Here is a 21170-nt window from a genome sequence, read left to right as displayed (position 1 = left end):
GCGGGGACGCGTCGTGTCCGGCTCGACGGGCAACATCATCAGCACCATCCTCGGTGGACTCGGCGCGACCGTGACCGCGGCGGCCGGTGGCATCGCGCTGACCATCGTGCTGTCCTTCCTCGCCGGGCTCGCGATGCTCTCGCGGTCGCGCACGGTGCGGTTCGTCAGCCGGGTGTATGTGGAGGGCTTCCGCGGGACGTCCGAGGTGGTGCAGCTGTTCTGGCTGTACTTCGTGCTGCCGGCCCTGGTCGGGTTCAAGCTGGTCCCGCTGTTCGCCGGCATCATCGTGCTCGGGCTGAACCACGGCGCCTACGGCGCGGAGATCGTCCGTGGCGCGGTGCAGTCCGTGCCGCGCGCGCAGCAGGAAGGCGCGGTCGCGCTGTCGTTCAGCCCCGCGCAGCGGATGGTCCGGGTGATCCTGCCGCAGGCGGTCGTGGAGATGCTGCCGCCGTTCAACAACCTCTTCATCCAGCTGCTCAAGAGCACGGCGCTGCTGTACTTCATCTCGGCCGGGGAGATCACCGAGAAGGGCGAGCTGCTGCGGCCGGTGTACGGCAGCCAGCTGGTGCTGATCTACGGCGTGGAGCTGGTCTGCTACCTGGTGATCGCCATCGTGATCACCGTGGTCATGCGCCTGACCGAACGCGTGCTCGCCAGACGGCTCGGACGGCAGCCGCCCAAGCGGGACAAGGCGTTCGCCAGGGTGGGGGTGACCACCTGATGACGTGGCACTGGAACTACGTCGCCGAATCCATCCCGCTGCTGCTGATGGGACTGCTGGTCACCGTCGAGCTGACCGTGCTCGGCTCGCTGGTCGCCTACGTGCTGGGGCTGGTGCTCGCCCTGCTCCGGCGCGCGCGGATACCGGTGCTGAGCCAGCTGGTGTACCTGTTCATCGAGGTCGTGCGCTCGACGCCGCTGCTGATCCAGGTGTTCTTCATCTTCTACCTGCTCTGGCCGGCGCTCGGCGTGACGCCGTCGGCGTTCCTCACCGGGGTGATCGCGCTCGGCATCCACTACGCGACCTACACCGCGGAGGTGTACCGGGCCGGCATCGACGCCGTCCCGAAAGGACAGTGGGAGGCCGCGACCGCGCTGAGCATCCCGCGGACCCGGGTGTGGACCGGGATCGTGCTGCCGCAGGCCGTGCCGCGGGTGCTGCCCGCGCTGGGCAACTACATGATCTCGATGTTCAAGGAGACCCCGCTGCTGCTCAGCATCGGCGTGCTCGAGGTGCTCAACCGCGCCAAGGAACAGGGCGCGCAGACCTTCCAGGTGCTCGAGCCGTACACGCTGGCGGGCATCCTGTTCCTGCTCATCAGCTACCCGTCGTCGATCCTGGTGCGAAGGTTGGAACGCCGTGTCGGACAGCTCTGAGATGATCCGGTTCGAGGGGGTCGTCAAGAAGTTCGGCGACCAGGTGGTGTTGCGGGAGCTGAACTTCACCGTGCGCCCGGGCGAGTTCGTGACGCTGATCGGGCCCAGCGGGTCGGGCAAGACCACGATCCTGCGGCTGCTGATGACCCTGGAGCAGGTGAACTCCGGCCGCATCTACGTCGGCGGGGAATGCCTGTCGCACGTGGAGAAGAACGGCCGGTTCGTGCCCGCGGGGGAGAAGCACCAGCGCCGGATGCGCCGCCGGATCGGGATGGTGTTCCAGCAGTTCAACCTGTTCCCGAACATGAAGGTGCTGCAGAACGTCACCGAGGCGCCGATCCGGGCGCTGCGGCTGCCGCGCGTGGAGGCCGAGCAGCGCGGCCGGGAGCTGCTGGAGATGGTCGGGCTGAGCGACAAGGCGGACGCCCACCCGTCCCAGCTCTCCGGCGGGCAGCAGCAGCGCGTGGCGATCGCCCGGGCGCTCGCGATGCGGCCCGAGGTGCTGCTGCTCGACGAGGTGACCTCCGCCCTGGACCCCGAGCTGGTGGCGGGAGTCCTCAAGGTGCTCAAGGAGATCGCCTCGACCACCGACATCACGTTCCTGTGCGTCACCCACGAAATGCAGTTCGCGCGGGACGTGTCCGACCGCGTGCTGATGTTCGACCACGGGCAGATCATCGAGGACGCGCCGCCGGACAAGCTGTTCACCGACCCGGACCACGAGCGGACCCGGGAATTCCTGCACGCGGTGCTGGACCGGGGCTGAGCGTCCCCGCCCGTCCGCCGCCAGGGGGAAGCGCGGCACCGGTGTCGCGGGGTAGCGTCGGACCATGGCCGAGTACGAGCACATCCTGGTCAAGCGCGACGACGCGACGGTCACGATCACGATGAACCGGGCCGCCCGCCGCAACTCCCTGTCGGAGGCCCACCTGGCCGAGCTGCTGGCCGCGTTCGAGGAGACCGCCGCCACCGATGCGACGGGCATCGTCCTCGCCGGGGCGGGGCCGGTGTTCTCGGCGGGGCACGACTTCGGTGACGTGGCCGCCCGCGACCACGACGGCGTCCGGCGGCTGCTGACGCTGTGCACGCGCCTGATGCGGACGATGGAGTCGGTGCCGCAGGTCGTCATCGCTCGGGTGCACGGGCTCGCGACCGCGGCCGGCTGCCAGCTGGTCGCCTCGTGCGACCTCGCCGTCGCGGCGGAGTCGGCCGGTTTCGCGCTGCCCGGCGGCAAGGGCGGCTGGTTCTGCCACACCCCGGCGGTGCCGGTGGCGCGGGCGATCGGGCGCAAGCGGCTGATGGAGCTGGCGCTCACCGGGGACGTCGTGGACGCGGCGACGGCGCTGGAGTGGGGCCTGGTGAACCGCGTGGTGCCGGACGCGGAGCTGGACCCGGCGGTGACCGACCTGCTGGCCCGCGCGACACGCGGCAGCCGGGCCAGCAAGGCACTCGGCAAGCAGACCCTCTACGCCCAGCTGGACCGCCCGGAGGCCGACGCGTACGCCATCGCGGTCGAGGTCATGGCGGCGGCCTCACAGACCCCCGCGGCCCGCGAGGGGATGGCGGCGTTCCTGGAGAAGCGCAAGCCGGAGTGGCCCGCCTGACCGCGCCGCCCCCGCCGCCGTGTTCACCGCTCCGGTCGGCGTGTTCGCCCGTGAGCGTCGGGCGTGTCCCACCCGGGGCCGGGGTCACGGGGGTGGCGGTCGCGTGCCCGGGTGCGTGGTTCCGCGCCGTGGGATCGAATCCACGCGATCGGATGACCGGCACTCCGCTTCGTTGACGTCGGCGAGTTGCCGCCAATAGGCACGACGGGTGATCTTCCGACGGCGTGGGGCGCAGCTGGCTGTCATCGCGGTCGTGCAGGTTCTCGCGATGAGCCTGTGGTTCTCCGCCTCCACCGTCGTGCCGGCATTGCGAGTGGACTGGAGCCTGTCCCGGGAGGCGGGGATCCTGCTGTCGGTCACCGTGCAGCTGGGGTTCGCCGCCGGTGCGGTCGTGTCCGCCGCGTTCAACCTCGCCGACCGGCTCGAGCCGCAGCGGCTCCTCGCCGGCGGCGCGACCCTGGGCGCGGCCGCGACGGCCGCCTTCCCGCTGGCCGGTCCGGCCGCCGCCGCTCCATTGCGCTTCCTGACCGGCTTCGCGCTCGCCGCCGTCTACCCGGTCGGCATGAAGATCGTGGTGTCCTGGTTCCGCCGCGCCCGCGGCCTCGCGCTCGGCATACTGGTCGGCGCGCTGACCGTGGGCTCGGCGTTGCCCGGCCTGCTCACCGGCATCGGCGGCTGGCGGGCCGTCCTGGACGTCGCCGCGGCGCTCGCACTCCTCGCCGCCCTCGTCGCCGTCGCCTGCGTGCGGCCCGGCCCGGACTGGCAGCCGGCCCCGCGCTGGGAACCGCGCTACCTGCTGCGCATGGCCCGCGCCCGCCTGCAGCGGCTCGTCTGCCTCGGCTACTTCGGACACATGTGGGAGCTGTACGCGCTGTGGGCTTGGCTGCCCGTCTACCTCCCGGCCGCCGGGACCGGCAGCGCGTTCACCGTCATCGGTCTCGCGGGCGCGGCCGGTTCGCTGCTCGGCGGACTGCTGTCCGACCGAGCCGGGCGCACCGCGGTCACCATCGGCGCCATGCTGCTCAGCGCCGGATGCGGCGTGCTGTCCGTCGTGGCCTGGGGCACCCCGCTGCTGGTCCCGCTGCTGTTCCTCTGGGGCGCGGCCGTGATCGCCGACTCGGCCCAGTTCTCCGCGGCGCTGTCCGAAGTGGCCGATCCCCGCTACGTCGGCACCGCCCTCACCGCGATGACCGCCGCCGGCTTCGTCGTCAGCGCGGTCACCATCCAGCTGCTCCCGCTGCTCGCCGACGTCACGGGCTGGCGGGACGCGGTGACCCTGCTGTCGATCGGTCCGGTGCTCGGCGCTCTGGCGATGGCCGGCGCTCGTGCAGCAGCAGGAGCCCGTACGCCGCGATCGACTGCGCGTCCGTGACCTCCCCGCGCTCGATCATCTTCTCGAACTCGGCGCGGCTGAACCAGGCGGTGCGCATGTCCTGTTCCTCGTGCTCGCGCTCGTGCGGGCCCTCCGTCAGGCCGGTGGCGAGGTACACCCGGCCGCGCTGGCTGGACATGCCCGGCGCGACGTCGAGCCGGCCGAGATCGATCAGCGACCCGGCCACCAGCCCGGTCTCCTCCCGCAGCTCCCGCGCGGCCAGTTCGAGCGTGTCCAGCTCCGCCAGGTCCGGCGCGGTGCCCTGCGGGAACTCCCATCGCCGCAGGCCCAGCGGGTACCGGTACTGCTCCACCAGGTGCAGCCGGTCGCCGTCGAGCGGGACCACGAGCGCGTAGTCGGGCTTGTCCACCACGCCGTAGATGCCGGGTGAGCCGTCCGGGCGCCGGATGTCGTCCTCGCGCACGGTCATCCAGTTGTTCCGGTACACCTCGCGGGAGCCGAGCCGTTCGATGGGATCCACGCGTCCAGTCTGCCGAAGCATCTTCTACCCTCGCCGGGTGCGTCTCGTGATCGCTCGATGCCAAGTGGACTACGCCGGCCGGCTGACGGCCCACCTCCCCATGGCCACCCGGTTGCTGCTCATCAAGGCGGACGGCTCGGTGTCGGTGCACTCCGACGACCGCGCCTACAAGCCCCTGAACTGGATGAGCCCGCCGTGCTGGCTGATCGAGGACGGCGACATCTGGACCGTGCAGAACAAGGCCGGTGAGAAGCTCGTCATCACGATCGCGGAACGGATCGACGAGATCAGCCACGACCTCGGCGCCGAGCCGGGGTTGCAGAAGGACGGCGTCGAGGCGCACCTGCAGGAGCTGCTGGCCGAGCACATCACCACCCTGGGCGAGGGCTACACCCTGGTCCGCCGGGAGTACCCGACGGCGATCGGGCCGGTGGACATCCTCGCCCGGGACGCCGACGGCGGTTCGGTTGCGGTGGAGATCAAGCGGCGCGGCGAGATCGACGGTGTGGAACAGCTCACCCGGTACCTGGAGCTGCTCAACCGCGACCCGCTGCTCGCCCCCGTGCAGGGCGTGTTCGCCGCGCAGCTGATCAAGCCGCAGGCCCGCACGCTCGCCGAGGACCGCGGCATCCGCTGCCTCACGCTCGACTACGACGCCCTGCGGGGCACCGAGTCCGACGACCTCCGGCTGTTCTGACCCGGCTCCGGCGGCCCCCGCCCGGCGCACCCGCGCCGCGCGGGGGCCGTCGTGCGTCCGGGCTGCTGAGTTGCGGCTGGTAACGCTGCGGGGTTGGGTGATCACGAATTTGATTTCGACACGGTCAAGTCGCGCCTGTTGATGTGCACAGTCGGGCTACCGCGTAGTAATGTGCGTTTGTCACTCGATCGTGGTGATTTTTGTTCGGAGATGTTGGACTTCCCGGAGGTGCATCGGTGCATGTCCTAGCCGCAGCGAACCTGCGACTTGATGCGCACGCGATCGACTACGTGTTGCTCGCGTTCTACTTCGTGCTGGTGCTCGGCATCGGCTACCTGGCCCGCAAACAGGTGTCGAGCAGCATCGACTTCTTCCTGTCCGGACGGTCGCTGCCGGCGTGGGTCACCGGGCTCGCCTTCATCTCCGCCAACCTCGGCGCCATCGAAGTGATGGGGATGTCGGCCAACGGTGCGCAGTACGGCCTGCCGACCGCCCACTACTTCTGGATCGGCGCGATCCCCGCGATGCTGTTCCTCGGCATCGTGATGATGCCGTTCTACTACGGCTCCAAGGTCCGCAGCGTGCCGGAGTTCATGCGGCGCCGCTTCGGCACCGGCGCACACCTGACCAACGGCATCAGCTTCGCCCTGGCGCAGATCCTCATCGCAGGGGCGAACCTGTACCTGCTGGCCAGCGTGGTGAACCTGCTGCTCGGCTGGCCGATCTGGCTCTCGATCGTCATCGCCGCGGTCATCGTGCTCACCTACACCGCGCTCGGCGGCCTGTCCGCGGCGATCTACAACGAGGTGCTCCAGTTCTTCGTCATCGTCGCCGCCCTGGTGCCGCTGACCATCGTCGGCCTCTACAAGGTCGGCGGCTGGAACGGCCTGGTCGACAAGGTCACGAACAGCCCCGGTGGCGCCGAGCAGCTGACCTCCTGGCCGGGTAACCAGCTGACCGGGTTCAGCAGCAACTTCCTGTCGGTCCTCGGCCTGGTGTTCGGACTCGGGTTCGTGCTGTCCTTCGGCTACTGGACCACGAACTTCGTCGAGGTCCAGCGCGCGATGGCGTCGAAGAGCATGTCGGCCGCGCGCCGCACGCCGATCATCGGTGCCTTCCCGAAGATGCTGATCCCGTTCATCGTGATCATCCCGGGCATGATCGCCGCCGTCACGGTCACCGAGCTGCAGGGCGCCAACAAGCAGGCGCTGCTCGACGGCGGCTCCGCACCCAGCGGCGCGACCTTCAACAACGCGCTGCTGCTGCTCATGCGTGACCTGCTGCCCAACGGGGTGCTGGGCGTCGCGATCGCCGGGCTGCTCGCCTCGTTCATGGCCGGCATGGCGGCGAACCTCAGCTCGTTCAACACAGTGTTCACCTACGACCTCTGGCAGACCTACGTCAAGAAGGACAAGCCGGACTCGTACTACCTGAACATGGGCCGCTGGGTGACCGCGGGCGCGACGATCCTGGCCATCGGCACGGCCGCCATCGCCTCCCAGTACTCCAACCTGATGGACTACCTGCAGCAGCTGTTCTCGTTCTTCAACGCGCCGCTGTTCGCCACGTTCATCCTGGGCATGTTCTGGAAGCGGATGACGCCGAAGGCCGCGTGGATCGGTCTCCTGGCCGGCACCGCGTCGGCGATCGTGGTGTTCCTGCTCGCCGAGACCAAGGTGTGGGATCTGCCCGGGCAGGGCGCGAGCTTCATCGGCGCCGGTGCCGCCTTCGTGGTCGACATCGTCGTCAGCGTCGCCATCACCGCGGTGACGCAGCCGCGCCCGGACGCTGAACTCGTCGGCCTGGTCTACTCGCTGACCCCGAAGGAGTCGCGCCGGCACACCACCACCGGCGCGGACGCGGGCTGGTACCGCAACCCGGGTCTGCTCGCCGGCATCGTCCTGGTCGTCACGATCGCGCTGAACATCGCCTTCTAGGAGGTTGGCACACATGGCTAGCGAAACCCGCGTGGGAACGCGCCGGGCCGGCGCGTTCGACATCCGGCTGATCATCGCGTTGCTGACCGGCGTGTACGGCGTGGTCCTCACCGTCTCGGGCATCGCGTTCACCGACGACGCGGACCTGCGTAAGGCGGCGGGCGTGAACATCAACCTGTGGGCCGGCATCGGCCTGCTGGTGTTCACCGCCCTGATGGTCATCTGGGCGCTCGTGCGGCCGATCCGGGTCCCGGTGACGGAAGGGGACGAGACCCCGGCGGAATAGGCAGGTTCCCCACGACCCGGCGGGGTCGGGCGGCTACGGTGCATCGCGTGTTCCGTGTCGCCCGGCCCCGCCGTTTCGTGCCGCTGGTCCTGCTCGCCCTGACCGTGTCCGCCTGCGGCCCCGACCTGGCCAGGCAGAACTTCCCCCGCACCACGGTCACCGAGATCAGCGTGGCCCCGGGGCCGGTGGACGATCCGGCGGTGCGGCTGGACGCGCTGCGCACCGTCGACCCGTGCGGGATCCTGCGGGGCGACACGGTCACCGGCGTCGGCACTCCGGTACCCGACAGCATGTACACGGACAGCTTCGACGGGTGCAGCATCAAGGTGACCGACGCCGGCGGGAAGGAGGCCCGGCTGGCCCTCACCATGGGCGACTTGGTCGATACGGCGTCCCCCCAGGTTGGCACGGTCGACGGCCTGCCCGTCGTTGAGAACGACCTGGACGACAAGGACACGCCGAAGAACGAGGGGTGCGTCGTCTCGGCGCTCACGGACCCCGCGAACAGGCTGGGCATCGCCGTCCAGGTCAGCTACGAGGGCGGCGACGCCTGCGGCGCGGGGATGACGGTGCTGCGTGAGGTCCTCCGCGAGGTGCACGCCGGCCCGCCCCAGCAGCGGCGCCCGGCGAACTCGGCGGTGTCCCTCGACCCGTGCGCGCTCGCGGACGACGCCGTGCTGACCGAGGTCCTCGGCCGCGCCACCGCCAAACCCAGCAGCCTGCACGACTGCCACTGGACCGGCGGCACCGCCTACGGCTGGCTGGGGATCTCGCAAACCTACGAGCCGTCCGAGGGTTGGAACGGTTCCCGCATCACCCTCGCTGGTGGCATCACGGCGTACCAGAAGAAGGAGACCAAGTCCGGCAACACCTGCACCATCACCTGGACCCATCTGCAGATCGGTGACCTGGAGGGTGCGGACGAGGGGGAGGTCGTCAAATTCCAATACGAGAACTACCACGATGACGCCGCCGGGGACGATTCGTGTGGCAAAGCCCGGCGAATTGTCGACACGATCCTGCCCAAGCTGCCCAGGGCCTGATAGGAAGAGTGCGACGACGGAGTCAGGAGGCGGGCATGAAGAAGATCATCAACGATCCGGCGAACGTGGTCACCGAATCGCTGCGCGGGCTGGCCGCCGCGCACGCGGACATCCTGCGGGTCCAGGAGGACCCGAACGTGGTGGTCCGCGCCGACGCGCCCGTGGCGGGAAAGGTCGCGGTCATCTCCGGCGGTGGATCCGGGCACGAGCCGCTGCACGGCGGGTTCGTCGGTGCCGGCATGCTCGACGCCGCCGTGCCGGGCGCGGTGTTCACCTCGCCCACCCCCGACGCCGTGCAGGCCGCGATCTCGGCGACCACCGGCGAGGCGGGCGCACTGCTGATCGTCAAGAACTACACCGGTGACGTGCTGAACTTCGAGACCGCGGGCGAGCTGTCCGCGGCCGAGGACCTGGACGTGCGCAGCGTGGTGATCGACGACGACGTGGCGGTGGCGGATTCGACGTACACGGCCGGGCGCCGCGGTGTCGGCGGCACCGTGCTGCTGGAGAAACTCGCTGGCGCGGCGGCCGAACGCGGCGACTCGCTGGACGCGGTCGAGGCGCTGGCCCGCAAGATCGTCGGCCAGGTCCGCTCGATCGGGGTCGCGCTCACCGCTCCCACCGTGCCGCACGTGGGAGAGCCGAGCTTCGACCTCGGCGCCGACGAGATCGAGTTCGGCATCGGCATCCACGGCGAGCCGGGCCGGGAGCGCATCGCGGCCGAGCCGGCCGACGCCCTGGTGGCTCGGATGGTCGGCGCGATCGTCGACGACCTGCCGTTCGAGCGCGGCGACCGGGTGCTGCTGTTCACCAACTCGATGGGCGGCACCCCGCTGGTCGAGCTGTACCTCGCGCACGGGATCGCCGAGCGGCTGCTGGCCGATCGGGGCATCATGGTCGAGCGTCGGCTGGTGGGGCCGTACATCACCAGCCTGGAGATGCAGGGCATCAGCCTGACCCTGCTCAGACTCGACGACGAGCTGACGGAACTGTGGGACGCGCCGGTGAACACCGCCGCACTGCGCTGGAAGGCATGAAGACATGGGATGCACGCCCGACGGCGTCGTGAACGCCCTGCGGGACGCGGCGGCCACGATCGCCGAGCACCGCGCCGAGCTGATCGCCCTCGATCGCGCGATCGGGGACGGTGACCACGGCGAGAACATGAACCGTGGTTTCCAGGCGGTGGTCGCCGCGCTGGACGGCGGGGCGCCCGAGACCCCGGGCGCGGTGCTCAAGCTCGTGGCCACCACGTTGATCTCGAAGGTGGGCGGCGCCGCCGGACCGTTGTACGGGACGGCTTTCCTGCGTGCGGCCACGGTGGTGTCGAGCCAGCCGGAGCTGGGTGCGGCGGAGATCGTCGCCGCGCTGCGGGCCGGGCTGGAGGGCGTCCAGGCGCGGGGCAAGGCGGTCGAGGGCGACAAGACGATGGTGGACGCCCTGCTGCCCGCGGTCGCGGCGGCGGAGAAGGCGGCCGGTGGGGACGTCGCGGCGGTCCTGGCCGCGGCCGCCGAGGGTGCCGCGGCCGGTGCCGAGTCCACTGTGGATCTTGTCGCGCGCAAGGGCCGTGCGTCCTACCTCGGCGAGCGCAGCGCGGGACACCTCGACCCGGGCGCCCGCTCGACGGCGTTGCTGCTCGAGGCGTTCGCGAAGGCGGCCCGATGACCGTCGGCCTGGTCCTGGTTTCGCACAGCGCCAAGCTCGCCGAAGGGGTCGCCGAGGTGGCCGAGCAGATGGCGCCGGACGTGACGATCGTGCCGGCGGGCGGCATGCCCGGTGGTGGCATCGGCACGGACTACGACTCGGTCGTCGCCGCCGTCCAGCGCGCGGATTCCGGGGCCGGGGTCGTGCTGCTCTACGACCTGGGCAGCGCGCAGATGACGGCGGAGCTCGCGGTGGAGTCGCTGCCCGACCCGGAGGCCGTGGTGGTCGCCGACGCGCCGCTGGTGGAGGGTACGGTCGCGGCCGCGGTGGCGGCGCAGAACGGGGCCGACCGCGCCGGCGTGCTGGAGGCCGCGTCCGCGGCGGGGGCGCCGCCGGAACTCGCGGCCGCCGCGCCGGAACCGTCCGGGGACAGCGTCGAGCTGACGCTGAGCAACGAGGTGGGCCTGCACGCCCGGCCCGCGGCGGTCCTGGCCCGTGGCCTGGCCGGCATCGAGGCCGAGGTGACCGTCCGGCTGGGCGATCAGGAGGCCGACGCGCACAGCGTGCTGGCGCTGATGTCGCTGGGCGCGCGCAAGGGCGACCGGATCCAGGTCCGCGCCGTCGGCCCCCAGGCCGCCGAAGCGCTGCGCGTCGTGCAGGAGATGGTGGCGGACAACTTCGGCGAACCCGCCTGACCGTCCCACTTGCACCCGGGCCGCACGGTTCAGCGCCGCCCGGGTGGGCGGCCTCGGCCTACCGGCTCAGTGGCCGCACCCGCAGGCGCCGCCGCAGCACCCGCCGCCCGACGGCGCGCCGGTGGCCGAGCCGGTCAGCGCGACGGTCGTGAGCAGCTTGACGGTGTCCGCGTGCCCCTCCGGGCAGCGAGCCGGATCGCTCGATTCGCTCATCGGCCGGTTCACCTCGAAGGTGCCCGTGCATTCGCGGCAGCGGTAGGCGTAGGTCGGCATGCCGTCATTATCCGGCAGAGCGTGCGCGGGCAGCCACCTTGCTGCCAAGCTGACCCCGTGGACCTGCCAACCGTGTCCGGCCGGGGGCACCTCGCCGAGGTGGTGCCCTCCGTCCTCGCCACTCTCGGCGTCCCCGGGTACGCGAACACGCTCGCCCTGCCCGAGGCCGCCGGCGCGTGCGTGCTCCTCATCGACGGCCTCGGCGCGGAACTGCTGCGGACCCACGCCGCGCACGCGCCGGTGCTGGCCGAGCTGACGCGGGCCACCCTCACGGTCGGGTGCCCGTCGACCACGGTCGCCGGGCTGGCCGCGATCGGCACGGGCCTGGCGCCGGGCGAGCACGGCATGGCGGGTTACACCTTCGAGGTCCCGGGATGCGGCGTGCTCAACGCCCTGCGCTGGCGGCGTCATCCCGGCGGCGGCGAGCTGGACCTGGTGCCGGAGGAGGTGCAGCCGCTGCCCACGACGTTCGAGCGCGCGGTGGCGGCCGGTGTCGGGGCGGTGGTGGTCGCCGAGGCGAAGTTCGCGAAGTCGCCGCTCACCCGTGCGGTCCAGCGCGGCGGGGACTACCGCGGGGTGTACGCGATGGGCGACCTCGCCGCGGAGACCCTGCGTGCCCTGCGTGAACCGGCCGGGTTCTGCTACGCCTACCACGGTCAGCTCGACGAGCTGGGCCACCGCTACGGGCCGGGCTCACCGGCCTGGCTGATGCAGCTGCGGCAGGTCGACCGCCTGGTGGAGTCGCTGGTGGACGGCCTGCCGCCCGGCCGGGTGCTCGCGGTGGTGGCCGACCACGGGATGGTCGCCCTGGACGACGTCGTCGACCTCGACCGCACGCCCGCATTGTCGGCGGGCGTGCGCGAGCTGGGCGGGGACCCCCGGATCCGGCACGTCTACGCCCGGCCGGGTGCGGCGGAGGACGTGCTGGCCGCCTGGCGGGAGACGCTGGGCAGCCGGGCTTGGGTGGTCTCCCGCGCCGAGGCGATCGCGGCGGGCTGGTTCGGGCCACGGGTGAGCGACCGGGTGCGCCCCCGGTTCGGTGATGTCATCGCGGCGGCGCGGGACCAGTTCGGCATGGTGCGCCGCACCGCCGAGCCGCTGGAGTCCGCGCTGATCGGGCAGCACGGTTCGCTGACCCCGGCCGAACAACTGGTCCCGCTGGCGATCGCGCGGGCCTGAGGCGGCTCAGGCCGGCTGCGGCTTCAGGCCGTCCAGCATCACGGTGAGCAGGCGGTCGCCCAGCTCCTCGTCATCCTCGGCGGCGACGCAGACCCCGTGCCCGAGCATCAGCAGGTCGCGTGGCTTCAGGTCCGTCCGCACGGCGCCGGCTTCCTGCGCGCGCCGCAGGATCTCCGCGGCGGCGTCGTTCATCAGCGACCGGCAGTATGCGAACGTCTCCGAATCCCGGTCCATCGCCGCCTTGAGGGTGTGTGCGACCCCGCGCTTCTGCAGGATGAACGCCAGCCGGTCGCGCATCCACAGCTCCAGCGCCTTGCCCGGTTCGTGCTCGGCCAGCAGTTGGTGCGCGCCCGCGGAGAGCCGTTCGATGTCGTCGCGGTAGACGGCTTCGATCAGCGCCTCGCGGTTGGGGAAGTGCCGGTAGAGGGTGCCGGCGCCGACACCGGCCCGGCGGGCGATGTCGTCCAGCGGCGCGTCCGGGCCGTGCTCGCGGAACGCCTCGCGCGCGGTCGCCAGGAGCCGCTCGTAGTTGCGCCGCGCATCGGCGCGCATCGGCCGCGGTGCCATCATGCGCCTCACCTCAGAACCGGACACATTCTCCGGATACTCTTGCGCAACCGGAGACCTTCTCCATATGCTAACCCCAGTCAAGCGGAGAGACTGTCCGCTTGTTTTCCGTTCGTCCACTGGAGCCTTCTTGCCCGAGACAATGCTGCCCACGTCCGGCACGGCCGTGGCCGCGACCACCGCGCGGCCACGCACCGGCGTGGCGCTGGCCATCCTGCTCACCTGCCAGCTCATGCTCGTCCTCGACGTCACCGTCATGAACGTCGCGCTGCCCCGCATCCAGGCCGATCTGGGGTTCACGCCGGCGTCCCTGAGCTGGGTCATGTCGAGCTACACCCTCGTTTTCGGCGGCCTGCTGCTGCTCGGCGGGCGCGCCGGCGACCTGTTCGGCCGCAAGCGGATGTTCATCGGCGGTGTGCTGCTGTTCACCGTCGCCTCGTTCGTCGGCGGGCTGGCCGGATCCGCGGCCCTGCTGATCGCCGCCCGGATCGCGCAGGGCCTCGGCGCCGCCGCCGCGGGGCCGAGCACCCTCGCCCTGCTCACCACGACCATCACCGAACCCCGGGCCCGGCTGCGTGCGCTGGCCCTGTTCTCCGGCATGTCCAGCGCCGGGTTCGCGGTCGGCCTGATCCTCGGCGGGCTGCTCACCGAATGGCTGTCCTGGCGCGCCGTGCTGTTCATCAACGTGCCGTTCGGGCTCGTGGTGGCCGCGCTGGCCGCCCGGTTCGTGGTGGAGCCGGAGCGGCACCCGGCCCGGCTCGACCTGCCCGGAGCCGTGACCGGGACGGTCGGGGTCGCGGCGCTGGTCTACGGGTTCATCCGGGCCGCCGAAGCGGGCTGGACGAACGGGCTCACGCTGGCCGCGCTCGTCGCCGGTGCGGTGCTGATCGGGGCGTTCCTCGCCATCGAGTCGCGGAGCGCGCAGCCGTTGCTGCCGCTGCGCCTGTTCGGCGACCGCAACCGCGCCGCCGCCTACGCCAACTTCTTCTTCGCGCCGATGATCGGCATGTCGATGTTCTTCTTCCTCACGCAGTACCTGCAGGACGTGCGGGGGATGAGCGCGCTGGGCACGGGATTCGCGTTCCTGCCGATGGCCGCGCTGGTCTTCGCGCTGAGCCGGATCATCCCGCGGTTGCTGCCCCGGTTCGGGCCCAAGCCGATCGCGATCGCGGGCACCCTGTCGATGATCGCCGGGCTGGTGTGGGCGACGCGGCTGGCGGCCGGCTCGACCTACACCAGCGGCGTGCTCGGCCCCATGATCCTCATGGGCCTCGGCATGGGCCTCGCGTTCTCGCCGCTCAGCATGATCATCATGAGCAACGTGCCGGGGCCGGACGCGGGGGCCGCCGGCGGCGTGATGCAGACACTGCAGCAGACCGGTGGCACGCTCGGCCTGGCCATCCTGGTCACGATCTTCGGCACCGCCACCCGCGCCGCGACCGGCGGCCCGCACGAGGTGATGGTCACCGGGATGACGGCCGCGTTCACCGGGTCGGTCGTCATCGCGTGCCTCACCTTCGTGGTGGCACTCACCTTCCGCCGCGGGGCGGAGCGCGCCGCGTAGGCGATACCGTGGCCGGGTGCCGCGCCGCCACCGACCACACCGCGGCCGCCCCGACGCCGACCGCGCCGGGGCGGCTTCCGGCTGGGCGCGTGCGGAGTCCGGCCCGGACGGCGACTGGCTGGTGCGCAGCGTGCCGGGCAGCCAGGCGACCAAGGTGTACCGCTGCCCCGGCTGCGACCACGAGATCCAGCCCGGCGTGCCGCACGTGGTCGCCTGGCCCGCCGACGAACTCGGCTCCGTCGCCGACCGCCGCCACTGGCACCGCGCCTGCTGGCAGGCCCGCAGCCGCCGCGGCCCCACCCGGAAGCGGTTCTAGGACCGCCCGGTCAGCCCGGTCAGCCCGGTCAGCCCGGTCGGCCCGGTCGGCGCGGTCTGCGGAAGTGCCGGGAGAGGGCGCCGTCGTAGAAGCCCTCGGCGCAGGCGGTGAACCCGAGCCGTTCCGCGACGCGCAGCGACGCTTCGTTCGTGATGTTCACGCTGATCTGCACCGGGAAGTCCGGCAGCTCCCGCTCGGCCCACTCGACGACGGCCGAGGCCATCTCCGTCGCGTAACCGCGGCCCCAGACCGCGGGCCGCAGGCGGTAGTAGAGGTTCAGCAGCGGCGTGCCGCCGAACTCCACGTGCTGCAGGCCGCCGACACCGACGACCTCGCCGGAGTCGAGCGGCACCACCGCGAGGTAGCCGAAGCCGTGCGCCGTCCAGTGCTCCAGCCAGGCGGTGAGCTTGACCTCGGCCTTCGCGGGGGTGGGCGGGGCCGGGTCGTGGCGGTTGGTGCGCGGGTCGGTCTGGATCGCGACCACGTCGTCCCGGTCGTCCGGGCGCAGCGGCCGCAGCAGCAGCCGCTGCGTGCGGATGTCCCGCCACTCGACGCTCACGACGCGACGGTACCCACGTTCGTCCAGCACAATCGCCGTCATGGCTGATCTTCCCCTGGTTCTCCTCCACGCGTTCCCGGTGGACGCCCGCATGTGGCGGCCGCTGCGCGACGGTCTCACCATGCGCCACCGCCTGATCACGCCCGACCAGCGCGGCCTCGGCCGGACACCGCTACCCGAGACCGGCCGCGCCCCGAGCCTCGACGACGCCGCGCGGGACGTGCTCGCGCTGCTGGACAAGCTCGGCCTCGACCAGGTCGTGCTCGGCGGCTGCTCGATGGGCGGCTACGTCACGATGGCCGTGTTGCGCGCCGCCCCCGAGCGGGTCGCCGGGCTGGTCCTCATCGACACCAAGGCCACCGCCGACACCCCGGAGGCGGCCCAGGCGCGCCGCGAGCTGGCCGGGCGCGCCGAGTCCGCGGGTGTCTCCGGCTGGCTCGCCGAGTCGATGGTGCCGAACCTGCTCAGCGCCGAGACCCGCCAGACGCGGCCGGAGGTGGTGGAGGCGGTGCGTGAGCTGATCGACAGCCAGCTGGGGGCGGGTGTGGCGTGGGCCGCCCTGGCGATGGCCGACCGTCCCGATTCGACGGACCTGCTGGCCGCGACCGAAGTTCCCGCGCTGGTCGTCGTGGGTGAGCAGGACACCCTCACGCCGCCCGGCGCCGCCCGGGCGATGGCCGAGTCGCTGCCCCGCGGCGAGCTGGTGGTGGTGCCGCAGGCCGCGCACCTCACGCCGGTCGAGGCGCCGGCGATGATCACCGAGGCGATCCTCGGGTGGTGGCCTTTCGCCTAGCCGTGCGGGACCGGATCCCGCGGTCGCCGTCGCCGGGGCTAGCGGGGGCCGCGAGCGGCCAGGAACCGCCGCAGCCCGGCGTGCGCGTCCGGGAGCCGGTCGGGGAACCGGCGCGCGACCACGAACCGCCAGCACACTGCGAACAGCTCGCGCAGGCGCACCCACGGCGCCAGCTCGTCCGGATCGGGGCCGTGCGGGTAGGCGGCCGCCGCGGCCCGGCCGTCCGGCCGGGGTGAGGCCGCCAGGCAGGCCAGGTCCCAGGCCACCGGCCCCGCCCACGCGTCCTCGAAGTCGATCCACCGCGGCCCGCTCGCGGTCGCCAGCACGTTGCCGGGATGCGCGTCGCCGTGCAGGGGCCGGCCGGAAGCGGCCGGCAGGGCCGCCGCGATCGCCGCCACCTCGTCCGCCAGCTCCGCGGGCAGGGCGAGCCGCTCGACCCAGCACCGGACTTCGGCGAGGGGGCCGGGCGCCGCCAGCTCGTCCGGGAACTCCCGCAGCGCCGCGTGCAGCTCGGCGAGCGACCAGGCCACCACGGCGGGGGCGAAGACGTGATCCGGATCGTGACGTGTGAAACGCCACAGTGTGACGGGGAGGCCCCCCGCGACGTGTGGCCCCGGGCTTTCGAAGGGCGGTACGACCGGAGCGTCCCGCGTCTCGAGAAACGACGAGAGTGCCACTTCGCGGGCCAGTGACCGGTGCACCTCCGGCCTCGCGACCAGCGTCGTCGCCGGTACCCTGGCCACGATCGCACCCAGTCTCACCAGCACGTTCGATCGCGTGGCCAGCACTTCCGGGAATTCGGTCGGCAGGTGGAACCGGTTCCCGACCTCGACCGCCGCGGCCACCGCCGCGGTGACGAACGGGTCTCCCATGGCGTGATCTTCCCAGCCGGTGCGCAACAGTGTCGGAGCCGAGGGATACCATCCGGACTGGTCGCCCCGCCGCGGCCGCTGACACACCGAAGCAGAACTTGGAGGCAGGAGTGACAGCCGTAGCCCCGCAGCCGATTGTCACGCGTCCCTATCCGGCGCGACAGGAGGCCAAGGGTTCGTTGCTGCTGCGGTTGTTCCGCACGACGGACCACAAGCAGATCGGCATCATGTACCTGGTCACGTCGTTCGCCTTCTTCATGGTGGGCGGCGCGATGGCGATGCTGATCCGTACCGAGCTGGCGCGCCCGGGACAGCAGTTCCTGTCGCAGGAGCAGTACAACCAGCTGTTCACCATGCACGGCACGATCATGCTGCTGCTGTACGCCACCCCGATCCTGTTCGGCTTCGCGAACTTCGTCATGCCGCTGCAGATCGGCTCGCCGGACGTGGCGTTCCCGCGGTTGAACGCCTTCTCGTACTGGCTGTACCTGTTCGGCGGCCTCATCACCGTCTCCGGCTTCCTCACGCCCGGCGGAGCGGCGGACTTCGGCTGGTTCGCCTACACCCCGCTGTCGGACGCCATCCACTCGCCCGGCATCGGCGCGGACATGTGGATCGCCGGCCTCGCGGTCTCCGGTCTGGGCACCATCCTGGGCGCGGTCAACATGGTCACGACGATCGTGTGCCTGCGCGCGCCCGGGATGACCATGTTCCGGATGCCGATCTTCACCTGGAACATCCTGGTCACCAGCATCCTGGTGCTGCTCGCGTTCCCGATCCTCACCGCCGCGCTGATGGGCCTGATGGCCGACCGGCACATCGGGGCGCACGTGTTCGACCCCGCCAACGGCGGCGTGATCCTCTGGCAGCACCTGTTCTGGTTCTTCGGGCACCCCGAGGTGTACATCGTCGCGCTGCCGTTCTTCGGCATCGTCTCCGAGATCATCCCGGTGTTCTCGCGCAAGCCGATCTTCGGTTACAAGGGCCTGGTCTTCGCGACGCTGGGCATCGCGGCCCTGTCGGTCGCGGTGTGGGCGCACCACATGTACGCCACCGGCGCGGTGCTGCTGCCGTTCTTCTCCTTCATGACCTTCCTGATCGCGGTCCCGACCGGGGTGAAGTTCTTCAACTGGATCGGCACCATGTGGAAGGGCCAGCTGAGCTTCGAGACGCCGATGATCTTCTCGGTCGGCTTCCTCGTGACCTTCCTCTTCGGTGGTCTGACCGGCATCCTGCTGGCCGCCCCCGCGATCGACTTCCACGTGTCCGACAGCTACTTCGTGGTGGCGCACTTCCACTACGTGCTCTACGGCACGATCGTGTTCGCGACCTTCGCCGGCATCTACTTCTGGTTCCCGAAGATCACCGGCCGGATGCTGGACGAGAAGCTGGGCAAGCTGCACTTCTGGACCACGTTTCTCGGCTTCCACGGCACCTTCCTGGTCCAGCACTGGCTGGGCGCCGAGGGCATGCCGCGCCGCTACGCCGACTACCTGGCCAGCGACGGCTTCACCACGCTGAACACCATCTCGACCATCGGGGCCTACATCCTCGGCGCGTCGACGCTGCCGTTCATCTACAACGTGTTCAAGAGCTACCGGTACGGTGAGCTCGTCACGGTGGACGACCCGTGGGGCTACGGGAACTCGCTGGAGTGGGCCACCTCGTGCCCGCCGCCGCGGCACAACTTCACCGAGCTGCCGCGGATCCGCTCCGAGCGGCCGGCGTTCGAGATGCACTACCCGCACATGGTCGAGCGGATGCACCACGAGGGTGAGATCGGCTTCTTCGGCAAGCCGAAGGTCCACGCCGGGGTCAAGGCCCCGTCGCAGGCCCTCACCGACGCGGTCATCCCGGGTGACCACGACAAGGACAACGCGAGCGAGCAGTGACCAACGGCGTCCGGGCAGGCAGCAGATCATGACGCCGGTCCTGATCACGACCACCGGGCCGGACAAGCCCGGCGTCACGTCGGTCCTCTTCGCGGCCCTCACGCGGCACGGCGTCGAAATGCTCGACGTCGAACAGGTCGTCATCCGCGGCCGGCTCACCCTCGGTGTGCTGGTCGCGGTGGCCGACGACCCGGAGGGCCTGCAGGAGTCCGTCGAGCAGGCGATGGCCAGCGTCGCCATGCACGTCGACGTGCGGATCGGGGACGAGATCGGGGAGGACCCGTTCGCCCCCGCCCGGCAGGGCTCGACGCACGTGGCCGTGATCCTCGGGCGGCCGCTGACCGCCCGGGCGTTCACCGACTTCGCCGGCCGGCTGGCCTCGCTCGGCGCCAACATCGACGCCATCCGGCGCATCGCCGACTACCCGGTCACCGGGCTCGAGGTGCACCTCTCGGTCGCCGACGACACCGAGCAGGCGGACACCGAGCTGCGGGCCGCGGTCGCGGACGTTGCGAGCAGCGGCGGGGTGGACATCGCGATCGAGCGTGGCGGGCTCGCGCGGCGGGCCAAGCGGCTCATCGTGTTCGACGTCGACTCGACCCTGATCCAGGGCGAGGTCATCGAGATGCTGGCCGCGCACGCCGGGGTCGAGCCGAAGGTCCGCGAGATCACCGAGGCCGCCATGCGCGGCGAACTGAACTTCACCGAGTCGCTCGAACGCCGGGTCGGCCTGCTGGCCGGCTTGCCCGAGTCGGTGCTCGACGAGGTGGGCGAGGCCATCCAGCTCACCCCCGGTGCACGCACCACGGTCCGCACGCTCAAGCGGCTCGGGTTCCGCTGCGGCGTCGTGTCCGGCGGGTTCACCCGGATCATCCGGCCGATCGCCGACGAGCTCGGCCTCGACTTCGTCGCGGCCAACGAGCTGGAGGTCGTGGGCGGCAAGCTCACCGGGCGGGTCGTCGGCGAGATCATCGATCGCGCCGGCAAGGCGACCGCGCTGCGCCGGTTCGCCGACCACTACGGGATCCCCCTGGTGCAGTGCGTCGCGGTCGGTGACGGGGCCAACGACATCGACATGCTCAAGGCGGCCGGGATGGGTGTCGCGTTCAACGCGAAGCCCGCCCTGCGCGAGGTCGCGGACACCGCGCTGTCCCACCCCTACCTCGACGCCGTCCTCTTCGTCCTCGGGGTCAGCCGCGCGGAGGTCGAAGCGGCCGACGCGGCAGACGGTCTCTCCCTCGCCCGGCCATGAGCGTCCTCGATCCGCTCGCCGCCCGCTACGCGTCGTGGCTCGGGCTGCCCGCCGAGGAGACCGCGCTGCCGGAGGCCGCGCCCGGCGAGGTCCGGGCGATGCCGGTGATCCTGCGGCTGGAGAAGGCCGAACCGCCCGCACGCACCCCGTTGCTGGAGGCCGCCGCCACCGCGGCCCTGGCGGTCTGCCTGGACGAGCGTGCGCAGCCCGGCGGGGAGTGGCACGAGCCGGTGCACGACTGGGTGTCCGGGCACATCCGCAAGGTCGCCCGCCGGGCGCGCGGCGCGCATTGGGCCGCGGCGCAGGACTTCCCCGGGATCACCGTGACGACCGGCGGGGCGGAGGTCCGGGCCCTCGTACCGGGACGGGTCGTCGACGTGCCCAAGGAGATCGGCCGCTTGCAGATCTCGGGCAGCGACCTGCCGCCGGACGAGCCCGGCCCGGCGGCGGACGACCTGCCGCTGTTGCTGCTCAACCCGGAGGTCGCGATGACCGTCGGCAAGGCGGCTGCCCAGGTCGGGCACGGCACCATGATCCTCGCGTCGCTGCTCGGCGCCGCCGAACTCGCGGCGTGGGCGGAGCGCGGCTACGCCTGCGCGGTACGCACGGCGACCATCGGCCAGTGGAAGCAACTGCACCCGGGCGACGACCCCGCAGGTGCCTGGCGTGAGCGGCGCGTGGTCGCCGTGCGGGACGCCGGGTTCACCGAGGTCGAGCCCGGGACCGTCACGGTCCTCGCCCAGTGGCGCTGACCCCGATCGAGGAGT

23 protein-coding genes and 1 pseudogene are annotated in these 21170 nt (G+C 71.5%); 19 read left to right on the top strand and 5 right to left on the bottom strand.

Annotated elements, in window-relative coordinates:
• The first annotated feature begins 13 nt into the window (after nucleotides 1-13).
• From ehuC to FHX45_RS09795, 5 genes and pseudogenes are all read left to right on the top strand, one after another.
• Nucleotides 14-721, top strand: a complete 708-nt coding sequence (ehuC, locus tag FHX45_RS09815) for an ectoine/hydroxyectoine ABC transporter permease subunit EhuC (protein ID WP_167099032.1) — start codon at nucleotides 14-16, stop codon at nucleotides 719-721.
• Nucleotides 721-1377 carry an ectoine/hydroxyectoine ABC transporter permease subunit EhuD gene (gene ehuD, locus FHX45_RS09810; RefSeq protein ID WP_167099029.1) on the top strand — a complete coding sequence of 219 codons (657 nt, stop codon included), beginning with the start codon at nucleotides 721-723 and terminating at the stop codon, nucleotides 1375-1377. The genes ehuC and ehuD overlap by 1 nt, the downstream gene beginning before the upstream one ends.
• 1 nt (nucleotide 1378) lies before the next feature.
• Nucleotides 1379-2143, top strand: coding sequence for an ectoine/hydroxyectoine ABC transporter ATP-binding protein EhuA (ehuA, locus tag FHX45_RS09805; protein WP_167108690.1), 765 nt, complete (start codon nucleotides 1379-1381; stop codon nucleotides 2141-2143).
• A gap of 64 nt (nucleotides 2144-2207) precedes the next feature.
• A complete protein-coding gene (locus FHX45_RS09800) occupies nucleotides 2208-2981 on the top strand; it encodes an enoyl-CoA hydratase-related protein (RefSeq protein WP_167099026.1) in 774 nt (257 codons plus the stop codon).
• Nucleotides 2982-3189: 208 nt separating this feature from the next.
• Nucleotides 3190-4188: pseudogene (locus tag FHX45_RS09795) on the top strand (MFS transporter); the annotation flags it as partial.
• Between the two features lie 43 nt (nucleotides 4189-4231).
• Here FHX45_RS09795 and FHX45_RS09790 read toward each other — a convergent pair.
• Entirely contained in the window at nucleotides 4232-4783 is a 552-nt protein-coding gene (locus FHX45_RS09790; protein WP_243869656.1) for an NUDIX hydrolase, read from the bottom strand.
• An 88-nt stretch (nucleotides 4784-4871) separates the two neighbouring features.
• Here FHX45_RS09790 and nucS point away from each other — a divergent pair, with 88 nt between their 5' ends.
• From nucS to dhaM, 7 genes are all read left to right on the top strand, one after another.
• Nucleotides 4872-5531, top strand: coding sequence for an endonuclease NucS (gene nucS, locus FHX45_RS09785; RefSeq protein ID WP_167099020.1), 660 nt, complete (start codon nucleotides 4872-4874; stop codon nucleotides 5529-5531).
• Between the two features lie 236 nt (nucleotides 5532-5767).
• Nucleotides 5768-7468, top strand: coding sequence for a sodium:solute symporter family transporter (locus FHX45_RS09780; protein WP_167099018.1), 1701 nt, complete (start codon nucleotides 5768-5770; stop codon nucleotides 7466-7468).
• 13 nt (nucleotides 7469-7481) lie between these two features.
• Nucleotides 7482-7754, top strand: a complete 273-nt coding sequence (locus FHX45_RS09775; protein WP_167099015.1) for a hypothetical protein — start codon at nucleotides 7482-7484, stop codon at nucleotides 7752-7754.
• Nucleotides 7755-7801: 47 nt separating this feature from the next.
• Nucleotides 7802-8797 carry a DUF3558 domain-containing protein gene (locus tag FHX45_RS09770; protein WP_341771416.1) on the top strand — a complete coding sequence of 332 codons (996 nt, stop codon included), beginning with the start codon at nucleotides 7802-7804 and terminating at the stop codon, nucleotides 8795-8797.
• A gap of 35 nt (nucleotides 8798-8832) precedes the next feature.
• Nucleotides 8833-9834, top strand: a complete 1002-nt coding sequence (gene dhaK, locus FHX45_RS09765) for a dihydroxyacetone kinase subunit DhaK (protein WP_167099012.1) — start codon at nucleotides 8833-8835, stop codon at nucleotides 9832-9834.
• Nucleotides 9835-9838: 4 nt separating this feature from the next.
• Nucleotides 9839-10462, top strand: a complete 624-nt coding sequence (gene dhaL / locus FHX45_RS09760) for a dihydroxyacetone kinase subunit DhaL (RefSeq protein ID WP_167099009.1) — start codon at nucleotides 9839-9841, stop codon at nucleotides 10460-10462.
• Complete coding sequence (gene dhaM, locus FHX45_RS09755) at nucleotides 10459-11136, top strand: dihydroxyacetone kinase phosphoryl donor subunit DhaM (protein ID WP_167099006.1); 678 nt, start codon at nucleotides 10459-10461, stop codon at nucleotides 11134-11136. Before dhaL ends, dhaM begins: the two co-directional genes overlap by 4 nt.
• Nucleotides 11137-11202: 66 nt before the next feature.
• Here dhaM and FHX45_RS09750 read toward each other — a convergent pair whose 3' ends face one another.
• On the bottom strand, nucleotides 11203-11409 hold the full coding sequence (locus tag FHX45_RS09750) for an FmdB family zinc ribbon protein (RefSeq protein WP_167099003.1): 207 nt from the start codon (nucleotides 11407-11409) through the stop codon (nucleotides 11203-11205).
• A 57-nt stretch (nucleotides 11410-11466) separates the two neighbouring features.
• Here FHX45_RS09750 and FHX45_RS09745 point away from each other — a divergent pair, with 57 nt between their 5' ends.
• Entirely contained in the window at nucleotides 11467-12588 is a 1122-nt protein-coding gene (locus tag FHX45_RS09745) for an alkaline phosphatase family protein (protein ID WP_167099000.1), read from the top strand.
• Between the two features lie 6 nt (nucleotides 12589-12594).
• Here the strand turns inward: FHX45_RS09745 and FHX45_RS09740 are convergent, their stop codons facing one another.
• Complete coding sequence (locus FHX45_RS09740) at nucleotides 12595-13158, bottom strand: TetR/AcrR family transcriptional regulator (RefSeq protein ID WP_167098997.1); 564 nt, start codon at nucleotides 13156-13158, stop codon at nucleotides 12595-12597.
• A gap of 127 nt (nucleotides 13159-13285) precedes the next feature.
• On the opposite strand from FHX45_RS09740, the gene FHX45_RS09735 reads away from it, so the two are divergent.
• Together FHX45_RS09735 and FHX45_RS09730 are read left to right on the top strand one after the other, a co-directional pair.
• Nucleotides 13286-14719, top strand: coding sequence for an MFS transporter (locus FHX45_RS09735; protein WP_424923799.1), 1434 nt, complete (start codon nucleotides 13286-13288; stop codon nucleotides 14717-14719).
• A gap of 16 nt (nucleotides 14720-14735) precedes the next feature.
• The gene (locus FHX45_RS09730) at nucleotides 14736-15035 is read left to right on the top strand and encodes a hypothetical protein (RefSeq protein WP_167098994.1); all 300 of its coding nucleotides are present in this window, start codon (nucleotides 14736-14738) and stop codon (nucleotides 15033-15035) included.
• Between the two features lie 28 nt (nucleotides 15036-15063).
• Here FHX45_RS09730 and FHX45_RS09725 read toward each other — a convergent pair whose 3' ends face one another.
• A complete protein-coding gene (locus FHX45_RS09725) occupies nucleotides 15064-15594 on the bottom strand; it encodes a GNAT family N-acetyltransferase (RefSeq protein WP_167098991.1) in 531 nt (176 codons plus the stop codon).
• A gap of 40 nt (nucleotides 15595-15634) precedes the next feature.
• Here FHX45_RS09725 and FHX45_RS09720 point away from each other — a divergent pair, with 40 nt between their 5' ends.
• Nucleotides 15635-16387, top strand: coding sequence for an alpha/beta fold hydrolase (locus FHX45_RS09720; protein ID WP_167098988.1), 753 nt, complete (start codon nucleotides 15635-15637; stop codon nucleotides 16385-16387).
• A 38-nt stretch (nucleotides 16388-16425) separates the two neighbouring features.
• Here FHX45_RS09720 and FHX45_RS09715 read toward each other — a convergent pair whose 3' ends face one another.
• Nucleotides 16426-17259, bottom strand: a complete 834-nt coding sequence (locus FHX45_RS09715; protein WP_167098985.1) for a phosphotransferase — start codon at nucleotides 17257-17259, stop codon at nucleotides 16426-16428.
• A 110-nt stretch (nucleotides 17260-17369) separates the two neighbouring features.
• On the opposite strand from FHX45_RS09715, the gene ctaD reads away from it, so the two are divergent.
• The 3 genes from ctaD to FHX45_RS09700 are packed head-to-tail and all read left to right on the top strand — an operon-like array spanning nucleotide 17370 to nucleotide 21155.
• Entirely contained in the window at nucleotides 17370-19151 is a 1782-nt protein-coding gene (ctaD, locus tag FHX45_RS09710; protein WP_167098982.1) for an aa3-type cytochrome oxidase subunit I, read from the top strand.
• Nucleotides 19152-19179: 28 nt separating this feature from the next.
• Nucleotides 19180-20403 carry a phosphoserine phosphatase SerB gene (gene serB, locus FHX45_RS09705; RefSeq protein ID WP_167098979.1) on the top strand — a complete coding sequence of 408 codons (1224 nt, stop codon included), beginning with the start codon at nucleotides 19180-19182 and terminating at the stop codon, nucleotides 20401-20403.
• A complete protein-coding gene (locus FHX45_RS09700; RefSeq protein ID WP_167098976.1) occupies nucleotides 20400-21155 on the top strand; it encodes a peptidyl-tRNA hydrolase in 756 nt (251 codons plus the stop codon). Before serB ends, FHX45_RS09700 begins: the two co-directional genes overlap by 4 nt.
• Nucleotides 21156-21170: the final 15 nt, after the last annotated feature.

The sequence above is a fragment of the Amycolatopsis granulosa genome (genome assembly GCF_011758745.1).
GTDB lineage: Bacteria > Actinomycetota > Actinomycetes > Mycobacteriales > Pseudonocardiaceae > Amycolatopsis_E > Amycolatopsis_E granulosa.
The sequence above is the reverse complement of the archived record's forward strand: the minus strand, read 5'-3'. Positions and strand labels throughout refer to the sequence as shown.

Excerpts from the sequence above, each read along its gene's own strand:
- dhaM (WP_167099006.1), top strand. The coding sequence starts at position 10,459 with ATGACCGTCGGCCTGGTCCTGGTTTCGCACAGCGCCAAGCTCGCCGAA.
- FHX45_RS09715 (WP_167098985.1), bottom strand. The coding sequence starts at position 17,259 with ATGGGAGACCCGTTCGTCACCGCGGCGGTGGCCGCGGCGGTCGAGGTC.
- FHX45_RS09720 (WP_167098988.1), top strand. The coding sequence starts at position 15,635 with ATGGCTGATCTTCCCCTGGTTCTCCTCCACGCGTTCCCGGTGGACGCC.
- FHX45_RS09740 (WP_167098997.1), bottom strand. The coding sequence starts at position 13,158 with ATGATGGCACCGCGGCCGATGCGCGCCGATGCGCGGCGCAACTACGAG.
- dhaK (WP_167099012.1), top strand. The coding sequence starts at position 8,833 with ATGAAGAAGATCATCAACGATCCGGCGAACGTGGTCACCGAATCGCTG.
- FHX45_RS09750 (WP_167099003.1), bottom strand. The coding sequence starts at position 11,409 with ATGCCGACCTACGCCTACCGCTGCCGCGAATGCACGGGCACCTTCGAG.
- FHX45_RS09800 (WP_167099026.1), top strand. The coding sequence starts at position 2,208 with ATGGCCGAGTACGAGCACATCCTGGTCAAGCGCGACGACGCGACGGTC.
- serB (WP_167098979.1), top strand. The coding sequence starts at position 19,180 with ATGACGCCGGTCCTGATCACGACCACCGGGCCGGACAAGCCCGGCGTC.
- FHX45_RS09790 (WP_243869656.1), bottom strand. The coding sequence starts at position 4,783 with ATGACCGTGCGCGAGGACGACATCCGGCGCCCGGACGGCTCACCCGGC.
- dhaL (WP_167099009.1), top strand. The coding sequence starts at position 9,839 with ATGGGATGCACGCCCGACGGCGTCGTGAACGCCCTGCGGGACGCGGCG.
- FHX45_RS09700 (WP_167098976.1), top strand. The coding sequence starts at position 20,400 with ATGAGCGTCCTCGATCCGCTCGCCGCCCGCTACGCGTCGTGGCTCGGG.
- FHX45_RS09775 (WP_167099015.1), top strand. The coding sequence starts at position 7,482 with ATGGCTAGCGAAACCCGCGTGGGAACGCGCCGGGCCGGCGCGTTCGAC.
- ehuD (WP_167099029.1), top strand. The coding sequence starts at position 721 with ATGACGTGGCACTGGAACTACGTCGCCGAATCCATCCCGCTGCTGCTG.
- ehuA (WP_167108690.1), top strand. The coding sequence starts at position 1,379 with ATGATCCGGTTCGAGGGGGTCGTCAAGAAGTTCGGCGACCAGGTGGTG.